Here is a 24,527-nt window from a genome sequence, read left to right on the forward strand (position 1 = left end):
GTGCACAACGCCGTAATCAGTGGCACTGGTCTGTACACCCCGGCCAACAGCATCTCCAACGACGAACTGGTGGCTTCCTTCAATGCCTACGTGCAGCTGTTCAACAGCGAGAACGCCGAGGCCATCGAGCGGGGCGAAGTCGAGGCGCTAAGCGAGTCGAGCAGCGCCTTTATCGAGAAGGCGTCCGGCATCAAGAGTCGCTATGTCACCGACAAGGACGGCATTCTCGATCCGCGTCGCATGACCCCGCGTATCCCCGAGCGCTCCAACGACGAGTGGGGCATCCTCTGCGAGATGTCCGTCGCTGCGGCCAAGCAGGCTCTGGAGCGTGCCGGGCGCACCGTCGCCGATATCGACGGCGTGATTGTCGCCTGTTCCAACCTGCAGCGTGCCTACCCGGCCGTGGCCATCGAAGTGCAGGCGGCGCTGGGTATCGACGGCTGGGGCTACGACATGAACGTGGCCTGCTCTTCAGCCACCTTCGGCATCCAGGCCGCGACCAACGCCATCGCCACCGGCCAGGCCCGCGCCGTACTGATGGTCAACCCGGAGATCTGCACCGGCCACCTCAACTTCCGTGACCGCGACAGCCACTTCATCTTCGGCGACGCGGCCACCGCGGTGATCATCGAGCGTGCCGACCAGGCCACCTCGAAGCACCAGTGGGACATCGTCGGCACCAAGCTGCTGACCCAGTTCTCCAACAACATCCGCAACAACTTCGGTTTCCTCAACCGCGCTGCGGAAGAGGGCATTGGCGCCAAGGACAAGCTGTTCGTTCAGGAAGGCCGCAAGGTGTTCAAGGACGTCTGCCCGATGGTCGCCGAGCTGATCGGCGCGCACCTGCAGGAGAATGAGCTGAACGTCGCCGACGTGAAGCGTTTCTGGCTGCACCAGGCCAACCTCAACATGAACCTGCTGATCGCCCGCAAGCTGCTCGGCCGCGATGCCGAACCGCACGAAGCACCGGTAATCCTCGACACCTACGCCAACACCAGTTCGGCCGGCTCGGTGATCGCCTTCCACAAACACCAGGACGACCTGCCGGCCGGCACTGTGGGCGTGCTCAGCTCCTTTGGTGCCGGGTATTCCATCGGCAGTGTGATCCTGCGCCGCAAGGCCTGACCGCCAAGGTATGTCAGGCGCTGACGGGGAACTGCTCGCACGCCTGCTGGCCGGCGAGCAGCGGGCCTTCCGCGAGCTGGTGGCGACCTACCAGGGCGCCATGCGCGCGGTGGCCTACGCCATCGTCGGCAGTCGCAACGCCGACGAAGTGGTGCAGGACGCCTGGCTGGCCGTGGTGCGTAACCTGGAAGGTTTCCAGCAGCGCTCCAGTCTCAAGACCTGGTTGCTGACCATCACCGCCAATACCGCGAAGAGCCGGCTCAAGCAGCAGCGCCGTGAACCGCTACTGGATGACCTGCCGGCGCCCCATGGCACCGTGGGGGGCGAGCGCTTCGCCGAGGATGGCCACTGGCAGATGCCGCCCAGTCAGTGGGAGCAGGACACCCCCGAGGCCTTGCTGGCCGAAGGCGAGCTGCGCGAGTGCCTGGAGAAAACCATCGCCAGCCTGTCCGAGCTGCAGTCCAGTGTGCTGCTGTTGCGTGAGCGCCAGGGGCTGGAGTTGGAAGAGATCTGTAATCTTCTCGACATCTCGCTCTCCAATGTCCGGGTGCTTCTGCATCGCGCCCGACTCAAGGTATTTGCCACCCTGGAGCATTTCGAGGAGACCGGTCAATGTTGAGCTGTAAGGAACTGGTGGCCCATTCCAGCGACTATCTCGACGGCCAGCTGCGCCTGCGCGAGCGCATCAGCGTGCGTGCCCACTTGGCACTGTGCAGCCACTGCCGGCGTTTCATCCGCCAGCTGAAGCTGAGCCAGGCCGTGCTGCGCAAACTGCCGGATCAGCAGATTCCCGAGCTGGATGCCCTGGCCGAGCGCCTGGCGCAGCAGCAACGCCAGCGCTGATCGAAAAAAATTAAGCGCCTGCTGTAACGTCGCACAGCCTTCTCCGTCTAGTGGGTAACGGGGCAATCAGGCCCCATGACCGACGGAGCAATCCTATGAAACAGCGCAATACCCTGATCGTCACCCTGGGCGCTGCCCTGCTGGGTACCACCCTTGCCGCCCAGGCTGACAGCAACCCCTTTGCGGCCCAGGAGCTGAACAGCGGCTACAACCTGGCGGCTCACGAAAAGGGCCACGAGGGTTCCTGTGGTGAAGGTAAATGTGGCAGCGAGATGAAGGAGCAAGGCAAGAGCGCCGAGGGTAAGTGCGGTGAAGGCAAGTGCGGCGGCGAAGCCGGTGCCGATAAGGCCGCAGAGGGCAAGTGCGGCGAAGGCAAGTGTGGCGCGGACAAGGCCGAGTAAGCTCGCCCATGCTCAATCAATTTGTCGAGGGCGCGGGCCTTGGCCTGCGCCGCGGCTTGCTCGCAGCGTTGCAGGCTGACGCTGCCGAGCAGCTGGACTTTCTTGAAGTGGCCCCGGAAAACTGGATCGACGTTGGCGGCCGTTTCGGCCGCCAGCTGCGCGCGTTGAGTGAGCGCACGCCTTTCCTTTGTCATGGTCTTTCACTCAACCTGGGTGGCACCGCGCCGCTCGACCTGCAGCTGCTGCTGGCCATCAAGGCTTTTCTCGACCAGCACGATGTTCGCGGTTACAGCGAGCACCTGTCGGCCTGCGCCGATGACGGACAGCTGTATGACCTGATGCCACTGCCTTTCAACGACGAGACAGTGCGCCGCGTCGCGGCGCGCATCCGTACCGTCGAGGAGGTGCTGGAGCGGCCGCTGATCATCGAGAACGTCTCGGCCTATGCACGTCTGCCCGGCGCACTGGACGAGGTGCAGTTTGTCCGTGCCGTGTTGGAGGAGGCCGACTGCCAGCTGCTGCTGGACCTCAACAACGTCTTCGTCAATGCCCACAACTTCGGCTTCGATGCCGTCGAGTATGTGGCAGCAATGCCGAGCGAGCGTATTGCCTATCTGCACATGGCAGGGCATTTCGACGAGAGCGCCCAGCTGAAGATCGACACCCACGGCGCGCCGGTGTGCGACCCGGTGTGGGATCTGCTCAGGCACTGCTATGCCACTCACGGCGTACGTCCGACCCTGCTGGAACGCGACTTCAACTTTCCCCCTGTGTCCGAGCTGTACGCCGAGGTGGCGCGCATCAGAACGCTGCAGCAGGAGGCCGGACGATGAGCCAGTCCGACCTGGCCCGCTTTGCCGCGCGTATACGTGATCCCGAAGGCGTGGCGCTGCTGCCGGGCATCAACAGCGAGCGCATGCGGGTCTACGAGCAACTGTTCTTCAATAATCTGGAGGGCTTTCTGGCCAGCGGCTTTCCAGTGCTGCGCAGTCTGCTCAGTGATGAGCGCTGGCAACGCCTGGTGCGCGCCTTCCTTGGCCAATGCCGCTGTCGGACCCCTTATTTCCTGCAGATCGGCGAGGAGTTCGTCGTCTGGCTGGAGGAGGGCTTTGTCGCCGAGGCGGATGACCCGGCCTTCCTGGCGGAGTTGGCACACTACGAGCGGGTCGAACTGGCGCTGGACGTGTCGACTAACGAACTCCCCGCCGGCGGCTGGTCACCACTGGCCTGGCCGCTGGCCTATGCCTGGCCAGTGCAGCGTTTGGGGCGCGACTACCGCCCCCTCGTGCCACCGCCTGAGCCGACCTGCCTGCTGGCCTGGCGTGACCGTGACGACAGGGTTCGCTTTCAGCAGCTGTCGGCCTTCGCCTATCACCTGGCGCTGCGTCTGCAGGCGGGTGAGCCGAGCCATGAAGCGCTACTCGACCTGGCCGAGAGCAATGGCCTGTCCGCCGACACGCACTACTTCGCCAATGCCCGGATGCTGCTGGATGAATGGCAGCGCCAGGACATCTGGTTCCCCCCTGCAACGTGAAGCCTCGTCATCACGGACGAAGCGACTCTGGAGATCCCCATGCTGACCCTATTCAACCGTTTGCAGGACTGCCTGGATGCCACGCGCCGCGTGGACTTTATCGGCCCGCTGCTGCTGCGTCTGTACCTGGTGCCGATCTTCTGGATGGCGGGTACGCACAAGCTGGCCGACATGCCATCGACCATCGCCTGGTTCGGCAATCCGGACTGGGGGCTGGGGCTGCCGTTCCCCACAGTGCTGGCCTGGCTGGCGGCGTTGACCGAGGCGGGCGGAGCGATTCTGCTGCTGTTCGGCCTGGCCGTGCGCTGGGTCAGTATTCCGCTGATCGTCACCATGCTGGTGGCCATCGCCGCCGTGCACTGGCCCTATGGCTGGCAAGCGATCGCCGACCCGTCCGCGCCCTTTGCCAATGAGCGCGTGCTGGCGTCGGCGGAAAAGATCGAGCGGGCGCGGGCGATCCTCAAGGAACATGGCAATTACGACTGGCTGACCGCCAGCGGCAAGTTCGTGGTGCTGAACAATGGCATCGAGTTCGCCGTGACTTATCTGGTGATGCTGGTGAGCCTGTTCTTCACCGGGGCGGGGCGCTGGCTGAGCATCGACCATTGGCTGGCGCACTGCTGGCGCAAGCGCTGATCCGCTGAAAGCCGCCAACCCTGCTGCGGCAGGGGCTGGCTGCTTATTTCTAATAGAAGTAAAAAGTTCCTTTGTAATTAAACTTTCATGCTAAAGAAACCGGTCTGAAATAACCCCCCGCCAAGATTCCCCCCCAACACCAAGGGCCAGCGCCCAGTGTTTTCTTATGACCAATAGGGGAATCCTTCAATGATCCGTAAGCACCTTGCCGGTTTCGTCGCCAGTGCTCTGGCCCTGGCCGTTTCCGCCCAGGCTTTCGCGGGTACCGTTACGACTGACGGCGCCGACCTTGTGATCAAGACCAAAGGCGGACTGGAAGTCGGTACCACCGACAAGCAGTTCAGCTTCAAGGTCGGTGGCCGTCTGCAGGCCGACTACAGCACCTTCGACGGCTTCTACACCAAGGACGGTGATGCCGCTGATGCCGCCTACTTCCGTCGCGCTTTCCTGGAAATCGGTGGCGTGGCTTACGGTGACTGGGCTTACCAGATCAACTACGACTTCTCGCACAACGCCGGTAGCGAAGAAGATGGTTACTTCGACGAAGCCTCCATCGCCTACAACGGGTTTGCTCCGGTACAGATCAAGATGGGCCGTTTCGACCCGGAATTCGGTCTGGAAAAAGCCACCAGCTCCAAGTGGGTGACTGCCCAGGAGCGTAACGCCGCCTACGACCTGGCCAGCTGGTCCAACAGCAGCGAAAACGGCCTGGGTGTGCAGATCTCCGGCAGCGCCATGGATTCCCTGTACGGCTCCGCCGGCGTTTTCGCCAAGGACGCCAACGACGAAGATGGCGAGAGCGTCAAGCAGGTCAACCTGCGTGGCGTATTTGCCCCGCTGCACGAAGCCGGCAATGTCCTGCACTTCGGCGTGAACTACGCCCAGCGCGGCCTGGACGATACCGAAGTCGACGGTCGTATCCGCAGCCGTCTGGGCATGCGCGGTGTTTCCACCAACGGCGGCAACGATGCCGGTGACAACGGCAACCGTCTGCTGCTGGGCGGCGCTGACGCCCCTGCCGGTGCGTATGACGACGACAGCGCCTGGGCCTTCGAAGCGGCCTGGGCCATGGGTCCGTTCTCCATCCAGGGCGAATACATCAAGCGCGACCTGCAGGCTGACTCCGATGCCTTCGAAGACGTGGAAGGCGATGGCTACTACGCCCAGGTGGCCTACACCCTGACCGGCGAAGCACGTGGCTACAAGCTCGGCAAGTTCGACAGCATCAAGCCGGCTGACAAGTCCATCGGCGCCTGGGAAGTCTTCTACCGCTACGACTCCCTGAGCGTTGAAGACAGCACCGTGGGTATCGACCCGCAAGACGACGTCGAAGGCAAGGTGCACAACGTGGGTGTCAACTGGTACGCCAACGATGCCGTCAAGCTGAGCGGCGTGTACGTCAAGTCCACCGTCGACAACCAGGAAAACGGCAACGGTGACGACGATGGCGACGGCTTTGTGGTACGCGCCCAGTACGTCTTCTAATTAAAAGCACTACAGCTGCTCCTTCTTGGCCCCGCCTCGTGCGGGGCTTTTTTGTTCCGCGATATAGTGCGGCCTGGTTTTTTGCTTGGAGCACCGTCGATGCCCTTGCTTCAGCTGCCCTCATTGCACGAAATTGCGCCTGCCGCCTGGGATGCGCTGCTATCCAGGCAGCAGCCGTTCCTGCGCCATGCCTTTCTCAGCAGCCTGGAGGACAGCGGCAGTCTGGATGCCGGTTCGGGCTGGCAGGCGGCGCATCGCCTGTTGTGCGACGAGCAGGGCAGGGTGCTGGCGGCCTTGCCGAGCTATGTGAAGCTGCATTCCTACGGCGAATATGTGTTCGACATGGCCTGGGCCGATGCCTGCCACCGTGCCGGCATCGCCTATTACCCCAAGTTGCTCGGCGCCGTGCCCTTCAGCCCGGTGGCCGGCCCGCGTCTGCTGGGCAACGCGGCGGCCGCCGATCTGTTGCTGGCCGAGGTGGAAGCCGAACTTGAGGCGCAGGGACTGTCAGGCCTGCACATCAATTTCACCGAGGCCGCTGATGACACCGTGCTGGCCCAACGTGATGGCTGGCTGGCTCGCGACGGCTGCCAGTTCCACTGGTTCAACCGCGGCTACCGGGATTTCCAGGATTTTCTCGACGGACTCACCTCGCGCAAACGCAAGCAGCTGCGCAAGGAGCGCGAACAGGTTGCCGGGCAGGGCATCGAATTCGACTGGCGAGGCGGCGCCGAGCTGGCCGAGACGGACTGGGACTTTGTCTATGCCTGCTATGCCAATACCTATCACGTGCGCGGACGCGCACCCTATCTGACGCGGGCGTTTTTCAGCCTGCTGGCCGAACGCATGCCCGAGGCGATCCGCGTGGTCACCGCTCACTGCCAGGGGCGCCCGGTGGCGATGGCATTCAGCCTGGTCGATGAAGAGACCTTCTATGGTCGCTACTGGGGCTGCCTGGGGGATTTCGACCGTCTGCATTTCGAGACCTGCTTCTATCAGGGCATCGACTACGCCATCGCCGAGGGCCTGCAGCGTTTCGACGCCGGCGCCCAGGGCGAGCACAAGCTTATACGTGGTTTCGAGCCGGTGCTGACGCGCTCCTGGCACTACCTGCTGCATCCGGGCTTGCGCGCGGCGGTGGCTGACTTTCTTGAGCAGGAGCGCGCGGGCGTGCAGGGCTATATGGAGGAAGCGCGCCGCCTTTTACCTTACCGTTGCGTCGAGGACTGAGATGCGCGCTGTTTATTTACCGCTGCAATCGCCTGCTCAGCTGTTCAGCCGCTGTCGCAAGCGTGCCGGCCGGTCTGACCACAGAGGCCGGGGCGCGCTGCCCAGCCGACAGACAGGGTGTGGCGAGCTGGTCGAGTGGCAGCAGCGCCAGGCTGGGGGCCGTCTGATATGAGTCGCACGTTACGGCCCAGACCCTGGAAGTGGCTGGGCATCCTGCTGTTGTGCCTGGGGTTCTGCGTGATCGCCGTGCTGATGCTGCGCGACGGGCGCGCAATGGGGTGGTTCTGCCTGACGGTTTTTGGCCTGGGCAGCCTGATTGCCGCGCTGGCGCTGCTGCCAGGCGCCAACTACCTGCGTCTGGAGAATGAAGGCTTCACCTTCAGTTCGCTGTTCCGCGCGCACTTTGTGCGCTGGGATGATGTGGACGGCTTCGGCCTGGTTCGCGTGGCGTCGAACGATATGGTCGGCTGGCGGTATCGGGAAGGGCGTCAGCCGCCGGGGCGGGGTGTGTGCCTGTCGCAGGCGCTGGCGGGATGTCATGCGGCGCTGCCGGAAAACTACGGTCTGTCCGCCGAGGAGCTGGCACGGTGCCTGGAACGGCTGCGCCTGGCTCATGCTGCTGGGGATGGCGAAGCCGCCCTGGAACTGCTGCAGTCCCAGGGCGAGCGTGCTTAGAGCTTCTTCGCGCTGAGGATCAGCACCGGCTCGGTCGGCACGTTCTGGTGCATGCCGCGGTTGCCGGTACGCACCTTGGCGATACGGTCGACCACGTCCATGCCGCGCACCACCTTGCCGAACACGGCGTAGCCGAAGTCGCGACCGCCGTGGTTGAGGAAGTCGTTGTTCTTGTGGTTGATGAAGAACTGGCTGGTGGCCGAGTCCACCACCTGGGTGCGGGCCATGGCGATGGTGCCGCGGTCGTTGCGCAGGCCGTTGTCGGCTTCGTTCTTGATCGGCTTGAAGGTGTCCTTCTCGCGCATGTTGGCATCGAAGCCGCCGCCCTGGATCATGAAGTTGGGGATGACCCGGTGGAACTGGGTGCCGTTGTAGAAGCCGGCGTCGACGTAGCCGAGGAAGTTCTGCACGCTGATCGGTGCCTTCTCGGCGTTCAGTTCCAGTTCGATGTCGCCGTAGCTGGTGGTCAGGACGACGCGCGGGTTGTCCGCAGCCAGCAGGCTGGTGCTCAGCAGTAGGCCGCAGGCAGCGAGAAGCAGTTGTTTCAGCATGGTTGTGGGTCCTTGTTTTCGGGTTGCGGTTGGGTCTGCCTGACCTGGGCGAGGAATTCGTCCAGGGCAGCGTTGAAGCGTTGTGGCTGGTCCATCGGCGTGGCGTGACGCGAACGCTCGATCACCAGCAGGCGAGCGTTGGGCATCTCGGCCACATAGGCCTCCTTGAGGCTGACCGGGGTGTAGTCACGATCGCCGCTGATGACCAGCGTAGGACAGGTGATGCTGTGCAGACGTTCGCGCATGCCCCAGCCGATGATGGCGTCGAGGCTGGCCAGGTAGGCGCGCTTGTCGTTCTGCGGCCAGCGCTGTTCGACCTTGGCGCGCAGCTCGGCCTGCTCGGGGTGGGGGAACAGCAGGCGGGCGAGGCCCTTGGCGATGCTGTTGAGGCTGAGGACGCGCGACAGGGTCCAGCGCTTGGCCAGCATCCACCAGTCGGCGGCACTTTTGGCTTTCACCTCGGGGCTGCTGTTGACGATGGTCAGGCTGCGCAGCAGCTGCGGCTGGTCGACGCCCAGCTGGAAGCCGACCATGCCGCCCATGGAAATGCCGACCAGGTGCACCTGCTGCAGGCCCAGGTGTTCGATCAGTGCCGCTACGTCGGCGGCGAACTGGCTGATGCTGTAGCGCTCGCGCGGTTTGCCGGAGCGGCCGTGGCCGCGCAGGTCGATGGCCACGACCCGGTAGTGCCGCTGCAGATGGGGGATCTGATACTCCCAGTCCTGAATGCTCGAACCCAGGCCGTGTACCAGCAGTACGGGTTCACCCTGGCCGCGGTCTTCGTAGTGCAGCTGACAGCCGGCATGCTCGAAATAGGACATGGGATGTTCCTCAATCCGTGGACAGTGGGGCGGCGAAAGGTGTGGCCAGCGGCGCGGCATCGAAGCTCTTGATCAGCTCGACGAGGATCTGCGTGGCCGGGCCGAGTACCTTGTCCTTGTTGCTGTAGAGGCAGAAGCGTGGCTGGCGGGTGCCACCTTGCTCCATCGGCAGGGGCTTGAGCAGACCCTCCTCCAACTCGCGGGTGATCAGGTGGCGCGGCAGCCAGGCGAAGCCCAGGCCGCTGCAGACGAAGGTGCGGGCGGTGGGCAGGCTGCCGACCGTCCAGCGCTGCTCGGCGCCGAGCCAGCCGGAGTCGCGCGGCTGCACGCGACCGCTGTCGCGGATCACCACCTGCATCTGGCTTTCCAGGTCCTGAAAGGTGACCTCGCGCTGCATGCGGTGCAGGGCATGTTCCGGGTGCGCCACGGCGATGAACTCCACCTCGCTCAGTTCAATCGGCAGGTAACCGGTGATGTTCAGCGCGCTGATGGCCAGGTCGGCCGAACCTTCATGCAGCACTTCCTCGACCCCGGACAGTACCTCCTCGCGCAGGCGCACGCGGCAACCCCGGCTTTGCGGCATGAAGGCGGTCAGTGCGCGCACGATGTTGGCGGTGGGGTAGGCGGCATCCACCACCAGGCGTACTTCCGCCTCCCAGCCCTGCTCCATGTGGTGAGCCAGCTCTTCCAGCTGGGTGGCCTGCTTGACCAGTTGCCGCGAGCGGCGCAACAGCACTTCGCCGGCTTCGGTCAGCACCGCCTTGCGTCCGTCGATGCGCAGCAGCGGCGCGCCGAGCTGCTCCTGCATGCGCGCCACGGTGTAGCTCACCGACGACTGCGAGCGGTGCATGGCCTCGGCGGCCTGGGCGAAGCCGCCGTGGTCGACCACCGCCTGCAGGGTGCGCCATTGTTCCAGGGTGACACGGGGCGCTTTCATCGCCGCTTCCTCTTCTCTACTCTGGGCACCTTCAAAAAGGAGAGTGCCAATGAAAAAGACCTGCCTGGCCCTGGCCGTCACACTGCTGCCGCTGACCGCATTCGCTTATCCGAGCGAACTGGAGAAACAGCTCAATGGTGCCGAGGTATCCGCCGAAGTCCAGGAGATCGATAGCAATATCGGCGGCCTCATTCTGTACAACTACGGCCAGATGGACGCCAAGTGCAAGGCACGCTTTCGCAACGGCCCCGAGGCACCCCGTACCCGCTCGGCGGACCTGAAAGCCGGCGAGCGCAAACTGGTGACCATGAAGTTCGCCCGCAACATCATCAAGCTGCGGGTCGACCTGACCTGCGAACAGAATGGAGCCTAGGGGCGTTCATTTGATAAATCAACTTTGTTGATTGTTTTGTGTTGTTTTTTGCGCTTTTTTATCTTCTTGTCTGACCATAATCTGCACTCCATCGAAGCCAACCACTCTGATGGAGTCAGCCAAATGTCCCGCATCCTCGTTATCGAAAGCAGTGCCCGCCAGGAAGGTTCCGTTTCCCGTCAACTGACCGCCGATTTCATCGGCCAGTGGCAAGCGGCTCACCCGCAAGATGAAGTTACCGTTCGCGACCTGGCCAAGCAGCCGGTGCCGCACCTGGACGAAACCCTGCTGGCCGGCTGGATGAAGCCTGCCGAGCAGCAGAGCGAGGCCGAGAAGGCCGCCGCCGCGCGCTCCAACCAGTTGACCGATGAGCTGCTGGCTGCCGACGTACTGGTGCTGGCCGCACCGATGTACAACTTCGCCATCCCCAGCACCCTCAAGTCCTGGCTGGACCATGTGCTGCGCGCCGGTGTGACCTTCAAGTACACCGAAACCGGCCCGCAGGGCCTGCTCACCGGCAAGCGCGCCTATGTGCTGACCGCCCGTGGCGGCATCTACGCCGGCAGTGGCCTGGATCACCAGGAGCCCTACCTGCGTCAGGCGCTGGCCTTCATCGGGATTCACGATGTGCAGTTCATCCATGCCGAGGGCCTGAACATGGGCGCGGAGTTCTCGGAAAAGGGCCTGGCCAAGGCGCGCGAGCAACTGGCTCAGGTCGCCTGATTCAACCTCTCTCCCTGGGGCCGCTATGTGCGGCCCAACCTCCACGGCTCGCCTGGGTGCTCCTCCCGGTGGGCCGTTTTTTATGGGCGGCTACCCGGCGTTCAGCCCAGCCCGGCCAAGTACCCCGAGTGCCAGTAGGATCAGCAACGTCCCCGATACCCGCTCCAGCCACGGCAGCGCCCGGTTGAAGCGGCGCAGCATCCGCCGGTTGCCGATTAGCACGGCGATCAGCAGGTCCCACACCAGCACTACCGCAAACATCCACAGGCCATAGACCAGCTTCCAGCCGGCACTGGCATAGGGGCCGCTGAGCATGGCGGCGAGGCTGGCGTAGAACAGGGCGTTCTTCGGATTGAGCAGGGCCGAGAGCAGGCCCATGCCGGTGACGCGGTACCAGCTCGCGGTACTGCCGTCAGTCCCAGTCAGCGTCAGCTCGCTGCGTCCGGCGTGGCGGATGAACAGCACGCCCAGGTACAGCAGGTAGCCACAGCCGGCCAGTTGCAGGGCGAGGAACCAAGGGCTATCGGCCTTTAGTGCGCCCGTGCCGAGGAACGCCAGCAGGATGAACAGGCCATTACCCAGCGCAATGCCCAGGCAGGCGCCAGTGGCGATGCGCCAGCCATGGGCCAGAGAACAGCGGGCGATGAGAAAGAAATCGGGGCCTGGAGAGAGCAGGGCGAGGAAGTGCGCGGCGGCGATCAGGAGAAAAACGTGCATGGCGAGGCTTCTGGCAGGGTTTGCCGCAGTCTGCCGAGGTGCCTGTGCCGGGTATTGAAGGAAATTGCGACTAGGCGCGATAGCGTCCGGGCGTCACGCCGGTATGCGCCTTGAATACCCGCTGGAGGTGCGCCTGGTCGGCGAAGCCCAGGTCCTGGGCAACGGTGGCGATATCCGCGCCGGCGCGCATGTGCTCGCGGGCCAGGTTGATGCGCTGGTTGAGTTGCCAGGCGTGCGGCGTCAAACCGGTGCTGCGGCGAAAGGCACGTATCAGCTGATAGCGGCTCATGCCGGCCAGGCTGGCCAACTCGCCCAGCGGTACGTCCGCGCCTGGCGTCTTGGCCAAGCGCCGCAGGGCAGGTTGCAAGCGTTCGTGGCTGACGTTGTCCGGCAATGGCAGGTGGATGCCGGCGAGGTGAGTGAGATCCTGGTCACCGATGAACTCGATCAGCGCCGTTTCCTTTTCGGCACTGTCCGCGGTGGAAAACAGCACGTCGTTGAGCCGGCAGAACTGCCGGTACAGCCCTGGCTCGTCGAGGATGCGGATGGGTTCGTCGGCCAGGGTTGTGGCGTATTCCGCACGAGTGGCCTGTAGCCAGGCGGCGTCCAGGTGCAGCATCTGGTAGCTCCATGAGGCGTCTGGAGCCGGGTTGCAGGCATGCACGCGGCTGGCCGGCACGAACACCAGCATGCCGGGATGCAGGGCAATGGGCTGTTCGCCAGCGCCGCTGAACACGCTGCGTCCGGCATCCACCGCGCCGATGGAGACGGTCGGGTGGCTGTGTGCGCGGTAGCAGGCGCGGCTATGGCAGGCGCGGCGGCTTTCGACGAAAGGCAGTGCCGGGTCGCGCCAAAAAGCCTGCTGCTGGCGCGACTCGCGGGTGTTTGTACGCGGCATCTCGACGGCTCCTGACGATGGACGGGGAGTGTAACGCAGGCTGTATGGCCAATCCGCTGGCTGACTGTGTTTGAAATACTGAACGCACTGTGTTGCCATAGCCGCCTTTCCTCTTGGTGTCGGAGGCTGCCGTGCAGCTGTCGGGTCGTGGTGTGGGGCTGTCAGTGACGGCCTCGGTGCTGTTCGTGCTGATTCCCGGCTATGTCCTGTGGCTGCAGCCACTGGATGGCTTGCAGGTGTTCGCCCAGCGGATTCTCTGGTCGATCCCGGCCGTTTTGTTGCTGGTGCTGCTGAGCCGGCAGTTCGGCGTGCTGGCAGAGAGCTTTGCCCGTCTGCGCCGCGAGCCGCTGCTGTTGGCTGCCTTGCCGCTGGCCGCCGCGCTGATGGGTGTGCAGTGGTACCTGTTCGTCTGGGCGCCATTGGCCGGGCGCATGCTGGATGTCTCGTTGGGCTACTTCCTCCTGCCGCTGGCCATGGTGTTGTGCGGGCGCGTGTTCTATGGCGAGCGCCTGCGCCCGCTGCAGAGCATCGCCGTGGCCTGTGCGCTGCTCGGGGTGCTGCACGAGCTGTGGCTGACCCGTGCCTTCTCCTGGGTGACGCTGGTGGCGGCGCTGGGGTATCCGCCGTATTTCATGCTGCGCCGCTGGATGCGCCTGGACGCGCTGTCCGGCTTCGTGCTGGAAATGCTGGTGCTGGCGCCATTGGCGATCTGGCTGATCATGCGTTTCAGCCCTCCGGAGGTCTTCGCCCTGCAACCTCAGCTGTGGTGGCTGCTGCCGGGCCTCGGACTGCTCAGCGCACTGGCCTTCGGCGCCATGATGGCGGCCAGCCGTCTGTTGCCGCTGGGGCTGTTCGGCATTCTCAGTTATGTGGAGCCGGTATTGCTGTTCGGCGTGGCGGTGGTGGTGCTGGGCGAGGCTTTCGATGTGCGTCAGTTGTGGACTTACGGGCCGATCTGGCTGGCGATCGTGCTGACCGGCTGGGACAGCGTGCGCCTGTTGCGCAAGCAGGCTAGGCAGGGCGTGGTTGTTACTCCGTGACGTACTGCGGCTCGGGCAAGACCCGGTAGTGCAGGTGAATGCTGCCGCCGTTGAGGTTGTAGGCATCGATGAGCTGCAGCTGGCGTTCCATGCCGCCGGCGAACAGCGGTACGCCCGCACCCAGCAGGTGCGGCATCAGCCGGACCACCAGTTCGTCCAGTAGGCCGGCGGCAGAGCAGTTGCCGGCCAGGCTGCTGCCGCCGAGCAGGCGTACTCGCCGGCAGCCGAGCGCGGCCAGTTCGTCGAGGGCTTCGCTGGGGGTGCAATGCCGGGCGCGTACCTGCTCCGGCGGGTGTGTGGGGCGGTGGCGGGTCAACAGCAGGGTAGGTTTTTTCGGCAGCGACCAGTGCGCGCTGAGGGCGTCATAAGTGGCGCGGCCCAGTAGCAGACCGTCGCAGGCAATGGCTTCGTCATCACCGGCCAGCCAGTCGCAGCTGCCGTCCGGGCGGGCAATGTAGCCGTCCAGGCTGGCGGCTACGCAATAGATCAGCGTCGGTTTCATGGGCCCCCGTGATGGCCTGTGGACAGTGGCCGTCACGGGTTGGAGTCGAGGTGGCGGGTTGAAGTTTCCGCCGCTCAGTCGAGGACGTTATCCAGAATCTCGTAGATCAGGCCAGTGGCCAGGGTCACCAGTACCACATCGGTGCCGACCTGGCGCCATTCGTAGCCGTCGTAGTGCGGCAGCTTGCCGAGCAGGCGGTTGTCGAAGCGTTTGGCGATGCCCGGTGGCAGCGGCTTGCCGCGTGCCAGGTTCTTGCGGATGCCGGGCGGCAGCGACTGCGCCGGGCCGATCAGGTCGCGGTTATCGCCGAGCACCACGCGTACCCGGCCGATATCGATGCTCGGCCCACGTAGATCGACGGTCACGTCCGGCTCGCCACCATGCTTATCGTGTTTGTCATGCTTGGGTGCGGCCTGTGCGGATAGCGTAGGCAGGGCGAGCAGGCCGGCGAGAACGAAAGGCACAATGCGCATGGTCATCTCCTGAGTTGTGTGCACTTGGATGCGTGCAGACGCGTGTTGTTCCCCGCTCAGTATGGCCGAGCCCTGAGGATTGCGGGGCCGGCGGACTAACGCTCCCCTCGAGCGCCGGGCTCAGGACGGGGTCAGCATCTCAGGCGACTGCACCACGGCGCCCGTCGAGCAGGCGCAGGATGGCGTTGAGCAGCATGCCGTATAGCGGCACGAACAGCATCAGGCTGATGGCCAGCTTGACGCCGTAGTCCACCGTGGCGATCTCCACCCAGTGCTCGGCCATGAAGGGGTTTTCGCTGCGCCAGAAGGCCACCGAGAAGAAGGCGAAGGTATCCAGCAGATTGCCCAGCACAGTGGAAGCGACCGGGGCGATCCACCACTGGCGTAGCTGGCGCAGGCGGTCGAACACCTGGATATCCAGTACCTGGCCGAGTACATAGGCGAGGAAGCTGGCCACCGAGATGCGCAGAACAAACTCGTTGTACTCGGCGAGCGCGCCCAGACCGCGGAACGCGCCTTCCTGGAACACCACCGACACCACATAGGAGGCAACCAGCGCCGGGATCATGACCCGGGCGATCACCTGGCGCGCCGGGCGCTTGCCGAGCAGGCGTACGGTCAGGTCGGTGGCGAGGAAGATGAACGGGAAGCTGAAGGCGCCCCAGGTGGTATGCCAGCCGAACAGGGTGATCGGCAGCTGCACCAGGTAGTTGCTGGCGATGATGATCAGGATGTGGAAAGCGATCAGCGCCGGGAGGGCGAAGCGCGGACGAGAAGCGGCGAGCGGCGGCATGGCACGGACCTTTTTAGTGAATGGGGTTAGGGAACCCATGCCCACGGGATGCAGGGCGGCGCGCATTCTAACTACGGGGTCAGCTTTGTGCAAATGTTGTACAGCTGTGGACGCCGACAGTGCGGCGCGGCGGTCGAGCGAGTAACCTATGCAGCTGTTTTTTCGATTGCGCCGAGGTAAGCCCCGTGTTCTCCCAATTCGCCCTGCATGAACGCCTGCTCAAGGCCGTCGCCGAGCTCAATTTCACCGAGCCGACGCCGGTGCAGGTGGCGGCTATTCCGCCGGCGCTGGAAGGACGTGACCTGCGGGTGACGGCGCAGACCGGCAGCGGCAAGACCGCGGCGTTCCTGCTGCCGCTGCTCAACCGTCTGCTCGGCGATGCCAACTCGAAGAAGCGCACCGACGTGCGCTCGCTGATCCTGCTGCCGACCCGCGAGCTGGCGCAGCAGACCCTCAAGGAAGTGGAGCGCTTCTCCCAGTTCACCTTCATCAAGGCGGGTCTGGTCACCGGCGGCGAGGACTTCAAGGAGCAGGCCGCACTGCTGCGCAAGCAGCCGGACATCCTGATCGCCACGCCGGGGCGGCTGCTGGAGCACCTCAACGCCGGCAGCCTGAGCCTCAAGGAAGTCGAGGTGCTGGTGCTGGACGAGGCCGACCGCATGCTCGACATGGGCTTCGCCGAGGACATCGAGCGCATCACCAGCGAGTGCGCCAACCGCCAGCAGACCCTGCTGTTCTCCGCCACCGGCGGCGGCAAGGTATTGCGCGAGATGATCGCCAAGGTGCTGCGCGAACCGACCCACCTCAAGCTCAACAGTGTTGACCAGCTCAGCGAAACCACGGTGCAGCAGATCATCACCGCCGACGATCCCGTGCACAAAGAGCGCCTGGTGCAGTGGCTGCTGAGCAACGAGACCTACCGCAAGGCCATCGTGTTCTGTAACACCCGCACCCAGGTCGACCGCCTCTACGGCCACTTGGTGGCGCTGGACTACAAGGCCTTCGTGCTGCACAGCGACAAGGACCAGAAGGACCGCAAGCAGGCCATCGACCGCTTCCGCCAGGGCGGCAGCAAGGTGCTGGTGGCCACCGACGTGGCTGCCCGCGGCCTGGATATCGAAGACCTCGACCTGGTGATCAACTTCGACATGCCGCGCTCCGGCGACGAGTACGTGCACCGCATCGGCCGTACCGGCCGCGCCGGCGCCGACGGCCTGGCCATCTCGCTGATCTGCCACAACGACTGGAACCTGATGTCGAGCGTCGAGCGCTACCTCAAGCAGCGTTTCGAGCGTCGCGTAATCAAGGAGCTGAAAGGCAGCTACCAGGGGCCGAAGAACGTCAAGGCGTCGGGCAAGGCTGCCGGCGTGAAGAAGAAAAAATCCGACAAGAAGGACGGCGCCAAGAAGAGCGCTGCCAAGCCGAGCGCCAAGCGCCGGCCGAGCGCGCCCAAGGCACCTTCGGCGCTGGTCAGCCAGGACGGCATGGCGCCGCTCAAGCGCAAGAAGCCAGCAGCTGAATAACAGAGAAGGGGCCGAAAGGCCCCTTTTTCTGCCTGCTCTTTTTCGCGGCTGAAGCCGCTCCCACGCGGCCTATGCAGGTTGTTGTGGGAGTGGCTTCAGCCACGATGGGCTACACCGCATGGTTGCTCACGGCACGATCAGGATCTTGCCGTCGCGCTCGCCACCGGCGGCCGCGGCGACCGCTTCCTTGATCTGACTGAGGTTGTAGGTAGCGGCGATGCGCGCCTTGAGCTTGCCGCTGGCGATCAGTTGGGTCAGCTCGCCGAATACCTTCATCTGCTCGGCCGGGCTGGCCTTGCGGAACCACTTGGCCAGCCAGAAACCGCGCAGGGTGATATCGCGGAAGACGAAGGAGGTGGCCGACACCTGGCACGGCTCGCCACTCATCAGTCCGTAGTTCACCAGGGTGCCGCTTTCGCTCAGGCAGGCAGCGATATGGTCGGTGGCGGCGCCGCCCACGGCGTCGATGCCCAGCATCAGCTTGGCGTCGCCGATGGCCTCGCGTACCTGCTTGTGCAGATGGGGGCCATCGACCAGCACCACGTCGCCACCTTCGGCCTTGACGCCCGCGACTGCCGATTCACGGCGTACCACGTTGATGGTCTTGAAGCCGCGCAGCCTGGCCAGCTGGATCAGGTAGCCGCCGACGCCGGAGTTGGCGGCGTTCTGGATCACCCAGTCGCCGGGCTGCAGGTCGACGAACTCGCTCAGCAGCAGTGAGGCGGTCGGCGGGTTGACAGTCATCATCGCCAGTTGCTGCGGGTCGGCATCCGGCAGCGGGATCAGCTTGTCGGCGGGCGCCTGCAGGTGGCTGACCCAGGTGCCGCAGCCCACCGGCAGCAGCACGGTCTGACCGACCTTGAGGTGCTTGACCCCTTCGCCGAGCTGCTCAACACGGCCGACGCCTTCGTTGCCACCAATGGCCGGCAGCGGCGGCAACATGCCGTACTCACCGGTCAGGGTCAGCACATCGGATGGGTTGATCGGTGCCGCCAGTACCTTGACCAGAGCCTGGCCGGCGGCCAGCGGTGGCAGCTGCAGTTCCACGGCGGCGATGACATCCTGCGGCACCTTGCCGCGTTGCTGGTATTCGGCTTTGAGCATGAGGGTTCTCCAAGTGGTGAGCGGAGAGTCTAGCGCCTGCCGGCTGGCGGCGGATGAATGGAGCAACATCGCTTGGCATGATGGCCCTGAGCATCTATGGCGCCTATGCTTGGGCGACTGTGTGAGGGGGATACATGCTTCGATGCCTATGGCCGCTGCTGTTGGTACTGTCAGCATCTGCTGTATCGGCGGAAACCTTGCGTATTGGCTTTGGCACGAATAAACCGCCCTATGTATTCGAAGGCGAAAATCGCGGGCTGGAGTTCGATATCGTTGCTGCAGCCCTGCGCGAGGCCGGCTACCACATGGAGGTGCGCCACGCCCCCATGGAGCGTCTGCACTTGGCCTTGCGCCGCGGCGAACTGGACGCCATCGCCACCACCAACCCGCGCAGTGGCATCGAGGCGCATTATTCGGCGACCTATATCCACTACCACAACCAGGCAGTCGCCTTGTCTTCGCGGGGCTATCGCATCAACAGTATCGCCGAGCTGGGGCGTTACTCGATCAGCAGCTTCCAGCGCTCACGCTATCTGCTGGGGGGTGAGTTCCAGGCCATGGCTGACGCCAATCCGCGCTATCGGGAGGAGGCCTTGCAGATCAATCGCAATCGTCTGCTCTACAGCGGGCGGGTCGATGTGGTGATCGGCGATCCGCGCATCCTGCGCTTTTTCAACTCCCGGGTGGCGGATCAGGTGGATGTTACCCAGCCGCTGACCTTCTACCTGCTGTTTGCGCCCACCCCTTACAGCGTGGGCTTTCGCCAACCCTTGCAGCGCGACCGCTTCGACCAGGGTTTGCAGGCGATTCGCGACAGTGGCGAATACCTGCAGATCGAGCGGCGTTACGCGGATTACCGTTGAGGGTTCCTTAAAATTTTTCGTTCGCGCCCAGATAGCGCCAGTGTCCGACCGGCAGCTTGGCCAGGCCGGTGCGGCCGAAGCGCAGGCGGCGTATGCCCTGCACCTGCAGGCCAAGGCTCTCGCACATATGGCGCAGCTGGCCCGGCTGCACGGCCTTGATGGCGAAGCGCAGGCGGTTCTCGCTCTGCCAGCTGACCTTGCACGGCGGCACCGTGACGCCCTTGTAGGTCTGGCCGAATGACAGGCGCTTGAGGCCGCGCTCATCCAGGCTGCCGGCAACGTCAACCAGATACTCCTGCTCCAGCGTCGCGCCCTTGTCCTTGAACAGACGGATCACCCCGGGGCTCTGGCTGAACACCAGCAGCCCGCTGGCATCGGTTTCCAGCGGAGTCAGCAGTTCCAGGCGGCGCAGATGGCGCTGCAAGGGGCGCATGCCGCTGGCATCTTCGGCCCAGCGATAGTCATGGCTCAGCAGTTGCTGGCAGGAGTTGGCACCCAGGCCGCACCCCAGGCCGGCGGGTTTGTTCAACAGCAGGGTGATTGGCGGCTGGGTCTCGGCCTTGGCGCCGGGCAGCAGGGCAACCTGCTGGTGGGTGACGGGGAACTGCGGCTCCTCGACCACCACACCATCCACTGTGACCCAGCCATTCTCGATATACAGCTCCGCTTCGCGCCGGGAACAGGCGATTTGCTGGATCAGGCGTTTGGACAGGCGTTCGGCTTCGGTCATGGCGGCGAGTGTCACATCGGGAAATGAAAGGCATTGTACCCGGCCTGGGCTGTGCGCCGGTGTTGGGCTACAAGGTTAGCGTCGAGAAGGAGGGCAAACATGAAACATCTTCTGATGGCGCTGAGCCTGATGCTGAGTCCATTGGCCATGGCCGAGCGCAGCGAGCTGGGTGAGCTGCAAGTAACCGAGGTGGTCGGCAATCTACAACACCCCTGGGCGCTGGTCTTCTTGCCGCAGGGGCAGGGCAGCCTGATCACCGAGCGGCCGGGGCGCTTGCGCTGGCTGAATGCGCAGGGGCAGTTGAGCGAGCCATTGGGTGGTGTGCCCGAGGTCTATGCCAAGGGTCAGGGCGGCTTGCTCGACGTGGTGCTGTCGCCGCAGTTCGCTGAGGATCGCCTGGTCTATCTGAGTTATGCAGAGGGCGATGCTCAGGGGGATAAGGCCGGTACGGCCGTGGGGCGAGGGCGTCTGCGTGAGGACATGGGCGCGCTGGACGACTTCCAGGTGATCTTCCGCCAGCAGCCGAAGCTGTCGACCGGCATTCACTTCGGTGCGCGTCTGGCGTTCGATCGCGAGGGTTATCTGTTCATCAGCCTGGGCGAGAACAACCAGCGGCCCACCGCCCAGCATCTGGACAAGCTGCAGGGCAAGCTGGTGCGCCTGCAGGCCGATGGTCGCGTGCCGCCCGACAACCCTTTCGTCGACCAGCAGGGCGCGCGGGCGGAAATCTGGTCCTATGGCCACCGCAACCCACAGGGGCTGGCGCTCAACCCCTGGAGTGGGCGTATCTGGCTGCATGAGCATGGTCCGCGCGGCGGCGACGAGATCAATATCCCGCGCAAGGGCCTGAATTATGGTTGGCCGTTGGCGACGCATGGGGTCAATTACAGCTTCCTGGCCATTCCCGAGGCGCAGGGCGAGCAGGTCGCTGGCACCGAGGCGCCACAGCATGTCTGGGAAAAATCGCCGGCCATATCCGGCATGGCGTTCTACGCCGCCGAGCGGTTTCCGGCCTGGCAGCACAACCTGTTCATCGGCGCGCTGGCCGACCAGTCGTTGATCCGTCTGCAGCTGGACGGCGACAAGATCGTTCGTGAGGAGCGCTTGTTGAAGGACAAGGGCTGGCGGATCCGCGATGTGCGCCAAGGGCCGGATGGTTATCTCTACCTGTTGACCGATGCGCCGGACGGCAAGTTGATCAGACTGGGGCTGGAGAAGGGGCAATAGCGCTAGCCCCTTTTCAGGCAACTCGGCCGTAGCCCGGATGCAATCCGGGAGGCAGGCAACACCGCCCCGGATTGCATCCGGGCTACCGCTGTTAGTGCGCTGCGGCTTCCAGCGCCGTGTCGACACTCTGCTCGGCCACCAGCTCCGGCGGTAGCGGCTCGGTGACCACACTGAAATCACTGATGCGGATGGCGCCGTGGCCTTCGCCGAGCAGGTGGAAGGAGAAGGCCTTGCGCGTCTCCGGGTTGTCGAAGTCGAAGCTCAGCTCGACGCTCTCGCCGCGCTTGAGTGGCGGCAGCGCCGGGATGTGCAAGGCGTTGTTGCGGTCGTATTCCTTGGTCAGCAGGCGCAGGGTCGCACCGTTGCGGTCCAGGCGCACGGCCTCGATCTTCAGGGTCACGCGGGTGCGCGTGCCCTTGGGCATCTCCAGGTACTGGGCGCCGATCAGGTTGTCGGCCCAGTCGTCGTTTGGCCCGGCCTTGAGGTTGATGCGCTCGCGGTTGGCGAACTGGTAGCGCTGGCCGACCTGCCCGCCGGTGATGGACTGGTCGAGCAGCGCCGCGCGCTGGCTGACCAGCCGCGCCTGGCGACCGCTGAACCGGCCCAGGTATTTGGCCGAGCGGGCGATGAAGCCGCTGCTCTCATAGCGCCGGCAGACCTGCTGGAAGTTGCACTCGGTGAACACCTTGCCGTCGTGTTGGCGCAGCAGGCCGTTGGTGTAGGACATGATCTCGCGCGGCGTTGCGTAGTCGCGCAGCAGCGAGCGACCGGCGATGTTGTCCGGTATCGGCAGGTCGAAGTAGTCGAGCATCGAGGCGGTCAGGTCGACATGGCCATACACGCCGCGCTTAACCTCCGGCAGCTTGTCCTGCTCCGGGGCCAGTATCAGGTTGAAGCCCCAGGCCGAGGCCAGGCGCACGTTCTCCAGGCCGTGGGATTCGTCGGAGGTGACGACGACCAGGGTGTCCTTGAGCACGCCCTGTTTTTCCAGTCCGCTGAGGAAGTCGGCCACTGCATCGTCCAGGTAGGCGATGGCGGCCTGCTTGGCCGTGGGGTAGCGCGCCAGGTACTCCTTGGGCGCGGAGTAAGGCTGGTGAGTGCCGACAGTGAGCAGGGTGAGCATCCACGGCTGCCGGTCCTGGCGCAGCTGCTGGACGTACTTCAACGCACCTTCGAAGTAGGCCTTGTCGTCCATGCCCCAGGGAAAATCGAGGTAGGGCTTGTTCTTGAACCATTCGCGGCCGTGGGTCTGCTCAAAGCCCATGTGCGGCATGATCTGGTCCTTGGCCATGAAACGCAGCCCGGCGCCCTGCAGGAAATGCGTGCGAAAGCCCATGCTGCGCAGCTGGTGCGGCAGGCACTGCAGGTTGCGCGTTTCGTTATTGAGCAGCTCAACGCCCTTGGGCGTGCCGGAATCGAGCTTGCCGTAGTCGCCGCAGAGCATGGCGTACAGGCCGCGAATGGTCTGGTGGCTGTGCAGCACGTAGTCTGGCGTGGTCATGCTGCGCTCGGCCCACTGGCTCAGGCGCGGCATCAGGTCTTCTGCGTAGGGGGTGCCGATCAGCTGGCGATTCCTGGCGATATAGGCGCCGGGAATACCCTCCATCGCAATGACCAGCAGGTTGCGCGCCTTGCCCCCTTCGGGCAGCAGAGGCGTGCCGGACATGTCCAGCTTGCTCAGCCCGTCGATATCCGGTGGCAGGCCCGACTCATCGCCGGCGTACCAGTGGTCTTCCAGGGCCAGGCGCACATGGCTGGCGCCTTCGGCCAGCAGCTTGTGGGGGAGGTTGAACAGGCGCCACTGGTCGTCTTCGCTGGGCGCGACGTATTGCCCAACGGCGTGACCGAGCAGCAGCGCGACCGGCAGTGCGTAGGTGTAGCGGGGGATATTCGGCCCCTGGCGGCGGCCCAGCAGCAGGCAGGCCAGCACGGTGGCGACCAGCGCGCCGGCCAGCAGTGGATAGCGGATACCGCTCCCCTGGGTCGACTGGCTGATGAATTGCGGATCGCTCAGGTACTTGAGGTCACTGGGCTCGGGCATGCGGCCGACCGCGTTGATCAGCTCGGCGTTGCCCAACAGCAGCAGCGCCCAGGCGATGGCCAGTGGTACGGTGAGCCAGGGGCGGCGGTAGCACAGCAATACAAGCAGGCTGCCGATGCCCAGGTCGGAGGCATAGCCCGGCCAGCTCGACCAGCCCAGCCAGTAGCGGCTGGCCATGGGCAGAAGCAGGAACAACGAGCCGAGGGCCAGAAGCGACGCGGCAGGATAAGGCAGCCAGCGGCTGGAAGGATGCACAGGAGCTCCAGGGAAAGGCAGCGAGAAGTCCGTGTCGTTCAGACAGAGGGGCGAGGCCGAAGTTTGCCTGCCTGCCATGATTTTGAAACATGCGCGTGCTATGTGCCAGCGATGGCTGTATCCGCATGCTGCCGCGGCTTAGAATGTCGAACTTTTGCCTCAGGTGACGACCATGGCTCTGATCGGGCGCTTCAACTCAATGCAGGTGGCCAAGCTGGCCGACTTCGGCCTCTTCCTCGATGGCGGCAGCGACGGCGAGATCCTCCTGCCCAAGCGCTACATCCCCAAGGACGAGCCCTGCGAGGTCGGCGACTGGCTCAATGTGTTCGTCTACCTGGACAGCGAAGACCGGCTGATCGCCACCACCGAGAAACCCAAGGTGCAGGTCGGCGGCTTCGCCAGCCTCAAAGTGGTGGATATCAACCGCATCGGCCTGTTTTTCGACTGGGGCCTGCCCAAAGACCTGCTGATGCCACACTCCGAGGAGAAGCGCCCGCTGCAGGTCGGCGATTACTGCGTGGTGCACGTCTACCTCGACCGCAGCCGCCGCATCACCGCCACCGCGCGCCTGGACCGCTATCTGGACAAGACGCCGGTCAACTACCAGGTTGGCCAGGAAGTGGACCTGCTGGTCGTTGAACAGACCGACCTGGGCTTCAAGGCCATCATCAACGGCCAGCACTGGGGCCTGATCCACAAGAACGAGGTGTTCAAGTTCCTGCGTGGCGGCTCCCAGGAGAAGGGGTTCATCAAGGAACTGCGCGCCGACGGCAAGATCAGCCTGAGCCTGCAGCCGGTCGGCCAGCAGGCCCGCGATGAATTGTCCGAGCAGATCCTCGGCGCCCTGCGCGATGCCGGTGGCAGCCTGGCGCTGTCCGACAAGAGCCCGCCCGAAGCCATCAGCAAGGCCTTCGGTGTCAGCAAGGGCAATTTCAAGAAGGCCATCGGCGGCCTGTTCAAGCAGGGCCTGATCCGCATCTTCGACGACCGCATCGAGCTGATTTGAAACGGCGGTAGATTGGGCTGA

28 protein-coding genes are annotated in these 24,527 nt (G+C 64.4%); 17 read left to right on the top strand and 11 right to left on the bottom strand.

Translation table 11 applies throughout. From position 1 onward, the window contains the following. The 10 genes from P7A97_RS17135 (at nucleotide 1) to P7A97_RS17180 (ending at nucleotide 7,929) form a co-directional block, all read left to right on the top strand. Entirely contained in the window at nucleotides 1–1,125 is a 1,125-nt protein-coding gene (locus P7A97_RS17135; RefSeq protein WP_277691288.1) for a beta-ketoacyl-ACP synthase III, read from the top strand. Between the two features lie 10 nt (nucleotides 1,126–1,135). Then, entirely contained in the window at nucleotides 1,136–1,744 is a 609-nt protein-coding gene (locus tag P7A97_RS17140; RefSeq protein ID WP_277691290.1) for an RNA polymerase sigma factor, read from the top strand. Beyond that, nucleotides 1,738–1,968, top strand: coding sequence for a zf-HC2 domain-containing protein (locus tag P7A97_RS17145; protein WP_277691292.1), 231 nt, complete (start codon nucleotides 1,738–1,740; stop codon nucleotides 1,966–1,968). Before P7A97_RS17140 ends, P7A97_RS17145 begins: the two co-directional genes overlap by 7 nt. Before the next feature lie 95 nt (nucleotides 1,969–2,063). After that, on the top strand, nucleotides 2,064–2,369 hold the full coding sequence (locus P7A97_RS17150; protein ID WP_277691293.1) for a hypothetical protein: 306 nt from the start codon (nucleotides 2,064–2,066) through the stop codon (nucleotides 2,367–2,369). 8 nt (nucleotides 2,370–2,377) lie between these two features. Further along, complete coding sequence (locus P7A97_RS17155; RefSeq protein ID WP_277691294.1) at nucleotides 2,378–3,202, top strand: DUF692 domain-containing protein; 825 nt, start codon at nucleotides 2,378–2,380, stop codon at nucleotides 3,200–3,202. Further along, nucleotides 3,199–3,903: a putative DNA-binding domain-containing protein gene (locus P7A97_RS17160; protein WP_277691295.1), complete on the top strand. Its 705-nt coding sequence runs from the start codon at nucleotides 3,199–3,201 to the stop codon at nucleotides 3,901–3,903. Before P7A97_RS17155 ends, P7A97_RS17160 begins: the two co-directional genes overlap by 4 nt. Before the next feature lie 39 nt (nucleotides 3,904–3,942). Then, nucleotides 3,943–4,539, top strand: coding sequence for a DoxX family protein (locus P7A97_RS17165; protein ID WP_277691296.1), 597 nt, complete (start codon nucleotides 3,943–3,945; stop codon nucleotides 4,537–4,539). Nucleotides 4,540–4,728: 189 nt separating this feature from the next. Beyond that, nucleotides 4,729–6,024 (top strand): porin, encoded by a 1,296-nt coding sequence (locus P7A97_RS17170; protein WP_277691297.1) that lies wholly within the window; start codon nucleotides 4,729–4,731, stop codon nucleotides 6,022–6,024. A gap of 99 nt (nucleotides 6,025–6,123) precedes the next feature. Further along, nucleotides 6,124–7,254, top strand: a complete 1,131-nt coding sequence (locus P7A97_RS17175) for a GNAT family N-acetyltransferase (protein ID WP_277691298.1) — start codon at nucleotides 6,124–6,126, stop codon at nucleotides 7,252–7,254. 168 nt (nucleotides 7,255–7,422) lie between these two features. Next, entirely contained in the window at nucleotides 7,423–7,929 is a 507-nt protein-coding gene (locus P7A97_RS17180; RefSeq protein WP_277691299.1) for an STM3941 family protein, read from the top strand. Here the strand turns inward: P7A97_RS17180 and P7A97_RS17185 are convergent. Genes P7A97_RS17185 through P7A97_RS17195 form a run of 3 tightly spaced genes read right to left on the bottom strand, consistent with a single transcriptional unit; the run spans nucleotide 7,926 to nucleotide 10,238 of the window. Beyond that, the gene (locus tag P7A97_RS17185; protein ID WP_277691300.1) at nucleotides 7,926–8,480 is read right to left on the bottom strand and encodes a peptidylprolyl isomerase; all 555 of its coding nucleotides are present in this window, start codon (nucleotides 8,478–8,480) and stop codon (nucleotides 7,926–7,928) included. The genes P7A97_RS17180 and P7A97_RS17185 overlap by 4 nt on opposite strands. Next, nucleotides 8,474–9,301 (bottom strand): alpha/beta hydrolase, encoded by an 828-nt coding sequence (locus tag P7A97_RS17190; RefSeq protein WP_277691301.1) that lies wholly within the window; start codon nucleotides 9,299–9,301, stop codon nucleotides 8,474–8,476. The genes P7A97_RS17185 and P7A97_RS17190 overlap by 7 nt, the downstream gene beginning before the upstream one ends. Before the next feature lie 10 nt (nucleotides 9,302–9,311). Continuing rightward, nucleotides 9,312–10,238, bottom strand: coding sequence for a LysR family transcriptional regulator (locus P7A97_RS17195; protein WP_277691302.1), 927 nt, complete (start codon nucleotides 10,236–10,238; stop codon nucleotides 9,312–9,314). A gap of 49 nt (nucleotides 10,239–10,287) precedes the next feature. On the opposite strand from P7A97_RS17195, the gene P7A97_RS17200 reads away from it, so the two are divergent. Continuing rightward, on the top strand, nucleotides 10,288–10,611 hold the full coding sequence (locus P7A97_RS17200) for a 3-phosphoglycerate kinase (protein ID WP_277691303.1): 324 nt from the start codon (nucleotides 10,288–10,290) through the stop codon (nucleotides 10,609–10,611). Between the two features lie 123 nt (nucleotides 10,612–10,734). Beyond that, nucleotides 10,735–11,334 (top strand): FMN-dependent NADH-azoreductase, encoded by a 600-nt coding sequence (locus tag P7A97_RS17205; RefSeq protein ID WP_277691304.1) that lies wholly within the window; start codon nucleotides 10,735–10,737, stop codon nucleotides 11,332–11,334. 90 nt (nucleotides 11,335–11,424) lie between these two features. On the opposite strand, the gene P7A97_RS17210 is transcribed toward P7A97_RS17205, so the two are convergent. Both P7A97_RS17210 and P7A97_RS17215 read right to left on the bottom strand, forming a co-directional pair. Beyond that, nucleotides 11,425–12,051 carry a LysE family translocator gene (locus P7A97_RS17210; RefSeq protein WP_277691305.1) on the bottom strand — a complete coding sequence of 209 codons (627 nt, stop codon included), beginning with the start codon at nucleotides 12,049–12,051 and terminating at the stop codon, nucleotides 11,425–11,427. Nucleotides 12,052–12,121: 70 nt separating this feature from the next. Further along, nucleotides 12,122–12,949, bottom strand: a complete 828-nt coding sequence (locus tag P7A97_RS17215) for an AraC family transcriptional regulator (protein ID WP_277691306.1) — start codon at nucleotides 12,947–12,949, stop codon at nucleotides 12,122–12,124. A 131-nt stretch (nucleotides 12,950–13,080) separates the two neighbouring features. Here P7A97_RS17215 and rarD point away from each other — a divergent pair, with 131 nt between their 5' ends. Further along, the gene (rarD, locus tag P7A97_RS17220; RefSeq protein WP_277691307.1) at nucleotides 13,081–13,989 is read left to right on the top strand and encodes an EamA family transporter RarD; all 909 of its coding nucleotides are present in this window, start codon (nucleotides 13,081–13,083) and stop codon (nucleotides 13,987–13,989) included. Here the strand turns inward: rarD and P7A97_RS17225 are convergent. The 3 genes from P7A97_RS17225 to P7A97_RS17235 form a co-directional block, all read right to left on the bottom strand. After that, on the bottom strand, nucleotides 13,979–14,491 hold the full coding sequence (locus P7A97_RS17225; protein WP_277691308.1) for a dihydrofolate reductase family protein: 513 nt from the start codon (nucleotides 14,489–14,491) through the stop codon (nucleotides 13,979–13,981). The two genes, rarD and P7A97_RS17225, sit on opposite strands and share 11 nt — an antisense overlap. Nucleotides 14,492–14,565: 74 nt before the next feature. Further along, nucleotides 14,566–14,964 (bottom strand): anti-virulence regulator CigR family protein, encoded by a 399-nt coding sequence (locus P7A97_RS17230; protein ID WP_277691309.1) that lies wholly within the window; start codon nucleotides 14,962–14,964, stop codon nucleotides 14,566–14,568. 139 nt (nucleotides 14,965–15,103) lie between these two features. Then, complete coding sequence (locus tag P7A97_RS17235) at nucleotides 15,104–15,757, bottom strand: 7-cyano-7-deazaguanine/7-aminomethyl-7-deazaguanine transporter (RefSeq protein WP_277691311.1); 654 nt, start codon at nucleotides 15,755–15,757, stop codon at nucleotides 15,104–15,106. A 185-nt stretch (nucleotides 15,758–15,942) separates the two neighbouring features. On the opposite strand from P7A97_RS17235, the gene P7A97_RS17240 reads away from it, so the two are divergent. Continuing rightward, nucleotides 15,943–17,280: a DEAD/DEAH box helicase gene (locus tag P7A97_RS17240; RefSeq protein ID WP_277691312.1), complete on the top strand. Its 1,338-nt coding sequence runs from the start codon at nucleotides 15,943–15,945 to the stop codon at nucleotides 17,278–17,280. Between the two features lie 126 nt (nucleotides 17,281–17,406). Here the strand turns inward: P7A97_RS17240 and P7A97_RS17245 are convergent, their stop codons facing one another. After that, entirely contained in the window at nucleotides 17,407–18,384 is a 978-nt protein-coding gene (locus P7A97_RS17245) for a zinc-dependent alcohol dehydrogenase family protein (protein ID WP_277691313.1), read from the bottom strand. Between the two features lie 134 nt (nucleotides 18,385–18,518). Here P7A97_RS17245 and P7A97_RS17250 point away from each other — a divergent pair, with 134 nt between their 5' ends. After that, a complete protein-coding gene (locus P7A97_RS17250) occupies nucleotides 18,519–19,247 on the top strand; it encodes a transporter substrate-binding domain-containing protein (protein ID WP_277691314.1) in 729 nt (242 codons plus the stop codon). A 7-nt stretch (nucleotides 19,248–19,254) separates the two neighbouring features. On the opposite strand, the gene P7A97_RS17255 is transcribed toward P7A97_RS17250, so the two are convergent. Continuing rightward, a complete protein-coding gene (locus P7A97_RS17255; RefSeq protein WP_277691315.1) occupies nucleotides 19,255–19,977 on the bottom strand; it encodes an rRNA pseudouridine synthase in 723 nt (240 codons plus the stop codon). Nucleotides 19,978–20,076: 99 nt separating this feature from the next. Between P7A97_RS17255 and P7A97_RS17260 the strand changes: the two genes are divergently transcribed. Then, entirely contained in the window at nucleotides 20,077–21,204 is a 1,128-nt protein-coding gene (locus tag P7A97_RS17260; protein ID WP_277691316.1) for a PQQ-dependent sugar dehydrogenase, read from the top strand. 91 nt (nucleotides 21,205–21,295) lie between these two features. Here P7A97_RS17260 and P7A97_RS17265 read toward each other — a convergent pair whose 3' ends face one another. Next, nucleotides 21,296–23,500, bottom strand: coding sequence for an LTA synthase family protein (locus P7A97_RS17265; protein ID WP_277691317.1), 2,205 nt, complete (start codon nucleotides 23,498–23,500; stop codon nucleotides 21,296–21,298). 172 nt (nucleotides 23,501–23,672) lie between these two features. Here P7A97_RS17265 and P7A97_RS17270 point away from each other — a divergent pair, with 172 nt between their 5' ends. Continuing rightward, entirely contained in the window at nucleotides 23,673–24,506 is an 834-nt protein-coding gene (locus tag P7A97_RS17270; RefSeq protein WP_277691318.1) for a S1-like domain-containing RNA-binding protein, read from the top strand. Nucleotides 24,507–24,527 lie beyond the last annotated feature (21 nt).

Source organism: Pseudomonas sp. GOM6, assembly GCF_029537485.1.
GTDB lineage: Bacteria > Pseudomonadota > Gammaproteobacteria > Pseudomonadales > Pseudomonadaceae > Aquipseudomonas.

Bases quoted from the DNA above. Each gene is read 5' to 3' on its own strand.
- P7A97_RS17140 (WP_277691290.1), top strand. From the start codon at position 1,136: ATGTCAGGCGCTGACGGGGAACTGCTCGCACGCCTGCTGGCCGGCGAG.
- P7A97_RS17145 (WP_277691292.1), top strand. From the start codon at position 1,738: ATGTTGAGCTGTAAGGAACTGGTGGCCCATTCCAGCGACTATCTCGAC.
- P7A97_RS17150 (WP_277691293.1), top strand. From the start codon at position 2,064: ATGAAACAGCGCAATACCCTGATCGTCACCCTGGGCGCTGCCCTGCTG.
- P7A97_RS17155 (WP_277691294.1), top strand. From the start codon at position 2,378: ATGCTCAATCAATTTGTCGAGGGCGCGGGCCTTGGCCTGCGCCGCGGC.
- P7A97_RS17160 (WP_277691295.1), top strand. From the start codon at position 3,199: ATGAGCCAGTCCGACCTGGCCCGCTTTGCCGCGCGTATACGTGATCCC.
- P7A97_RS17165 (WP_277691296.1), top strand. From the start codon at position 3,943: ATGCTGACCCTATTCAACCGTTTGCAGGACTGCCTGGATGCCACGCGC.
- P7A97_RS17170 (WP_277691297.1), top strand. From the start codon at position 4,729: ATGATCCGTAAGCACCTTGCCGGTTTCGTCGCCAGTGCTCTGGCCCTG.
- P7A97_RS17175 (WP_277691298.1), top strand. From the start codon at position 6,124: ATGCCCTTGCTTCAGCTGCCCTCATTGCACGAAATTGCGCCTGCCGCC.
- P7A97_RS17180 (WP_277691299.1), top strand. From the start codon at position 7,423: ATGAGTCGCACGTTACGGCCCAGACCCTGGAAGTGGCTGGGCATCCTG.
- P7A97_RS17185 (WP_277691300.1), bottom strand. From the start codon at position 8,480: ATGCTGAAACAACTGCTTCTCGCTGCCTGCGGCCTACTGCTGAGCACC.
- P7A97_RS17190 (WP_277691301.1), bottom strand. From the start codon at position 9,301: ATGTCCTATTTCGAGCATGCCGGCTGTCAGCTGCACTACGAAGACCGC.
- P7A97_RS17195 (WP_277691302.1), bottom strand. From the start codon at position 10,238: ATGAAAGCGCCCCGTGTCACCCTGGAACAATGGCGCACCCTGCAGGCG.
- P7A97_RS17200 (WP_277691303.1), top strand. From the start codon at position 10,288: ATGAAAAAGACCTGCCTGGCCCTGGCCGTCACACTGCTGCCGCTGACC.
- P7A97_RS17205 (WP_277691304.1), top strand. From the start codon at position 10,735: ATGTCCCGCATCCTCGTTATCGAAAGCAGTGCCCGCCAGGAAGGTTCC.
- P7A97_RS17210 (WP_277691305.1), bottom strand. From the start codon at position 12,051: ATGCACGTTTTTCTCCTGATCGCCGCCGCGCACTTCCTCGCCCTGCTC.
- P7A97_RS17215 (WP_277691306.1), bottom strand. From the start codon at position 12,949: ATGCCGCGTACAAACACCCGCGAGTCGCGCCAGCAGCAGGCTTTTTGG.
- P7A97_RS17225 (WP_277691308.1), bottom strand. From the start codon at position 14,491: ATGAAACCGACGCTGATCTATTGCGTAGCCGCCAGCCTGGACGGCTAC.
- P7A97_RS17230 (WP_277691309.1), bottom strand. From the start codon at position 14,964: ATGCGCATTGTGCCTTTCGTTCTCGCCGGCCTGCTCGCCCTGCCTACG.
- P7A97_RS17235 (WP_277691311.1), bottom strand. From the start codon at position 15,757: ATGCCGCCGCTCGCCGCTTCTCGTCCGCGCTTCGCCCTCCCGGCGCTG.
- P7A97_RS17245 (WP_277691313.1), bottom strand. From the start codon at position 18,384: ATGCTCAAAGCCGAATACCAGCAACGCGGCAAGGTGCCGCAGGATGTC.
- P7A97_RS17250 (WP_277691314.1), top strand. From the start codon at position 18,519: ATGCTTCGATGCCTATGGCCGCTGCTGTTGGTACTGTCAGCATCTGCT.
- P7A97_RS17255 (WP_277691315.1), bottom strand. From the start codon at position 19,977: ATGACCGAAGCCGAACGCCTGTCCAAACGCCTGATCCAGCAAATCGCC.
- P7A97_RS17260 (WP_277691316.1), top strand. From the start codon at position 20,077: ATGAAACATCTTCTGATGGCGCTGAGCCTGATGCTGAGTCCATTGGCC.
- P7A97_RS17270 (WP_277691318.1), top strand. From the start codon at position 23,673: ATGGCTCTGATCGGGCGCTTCAACTCAATGCAGGTGGCCAAGCTGGCC.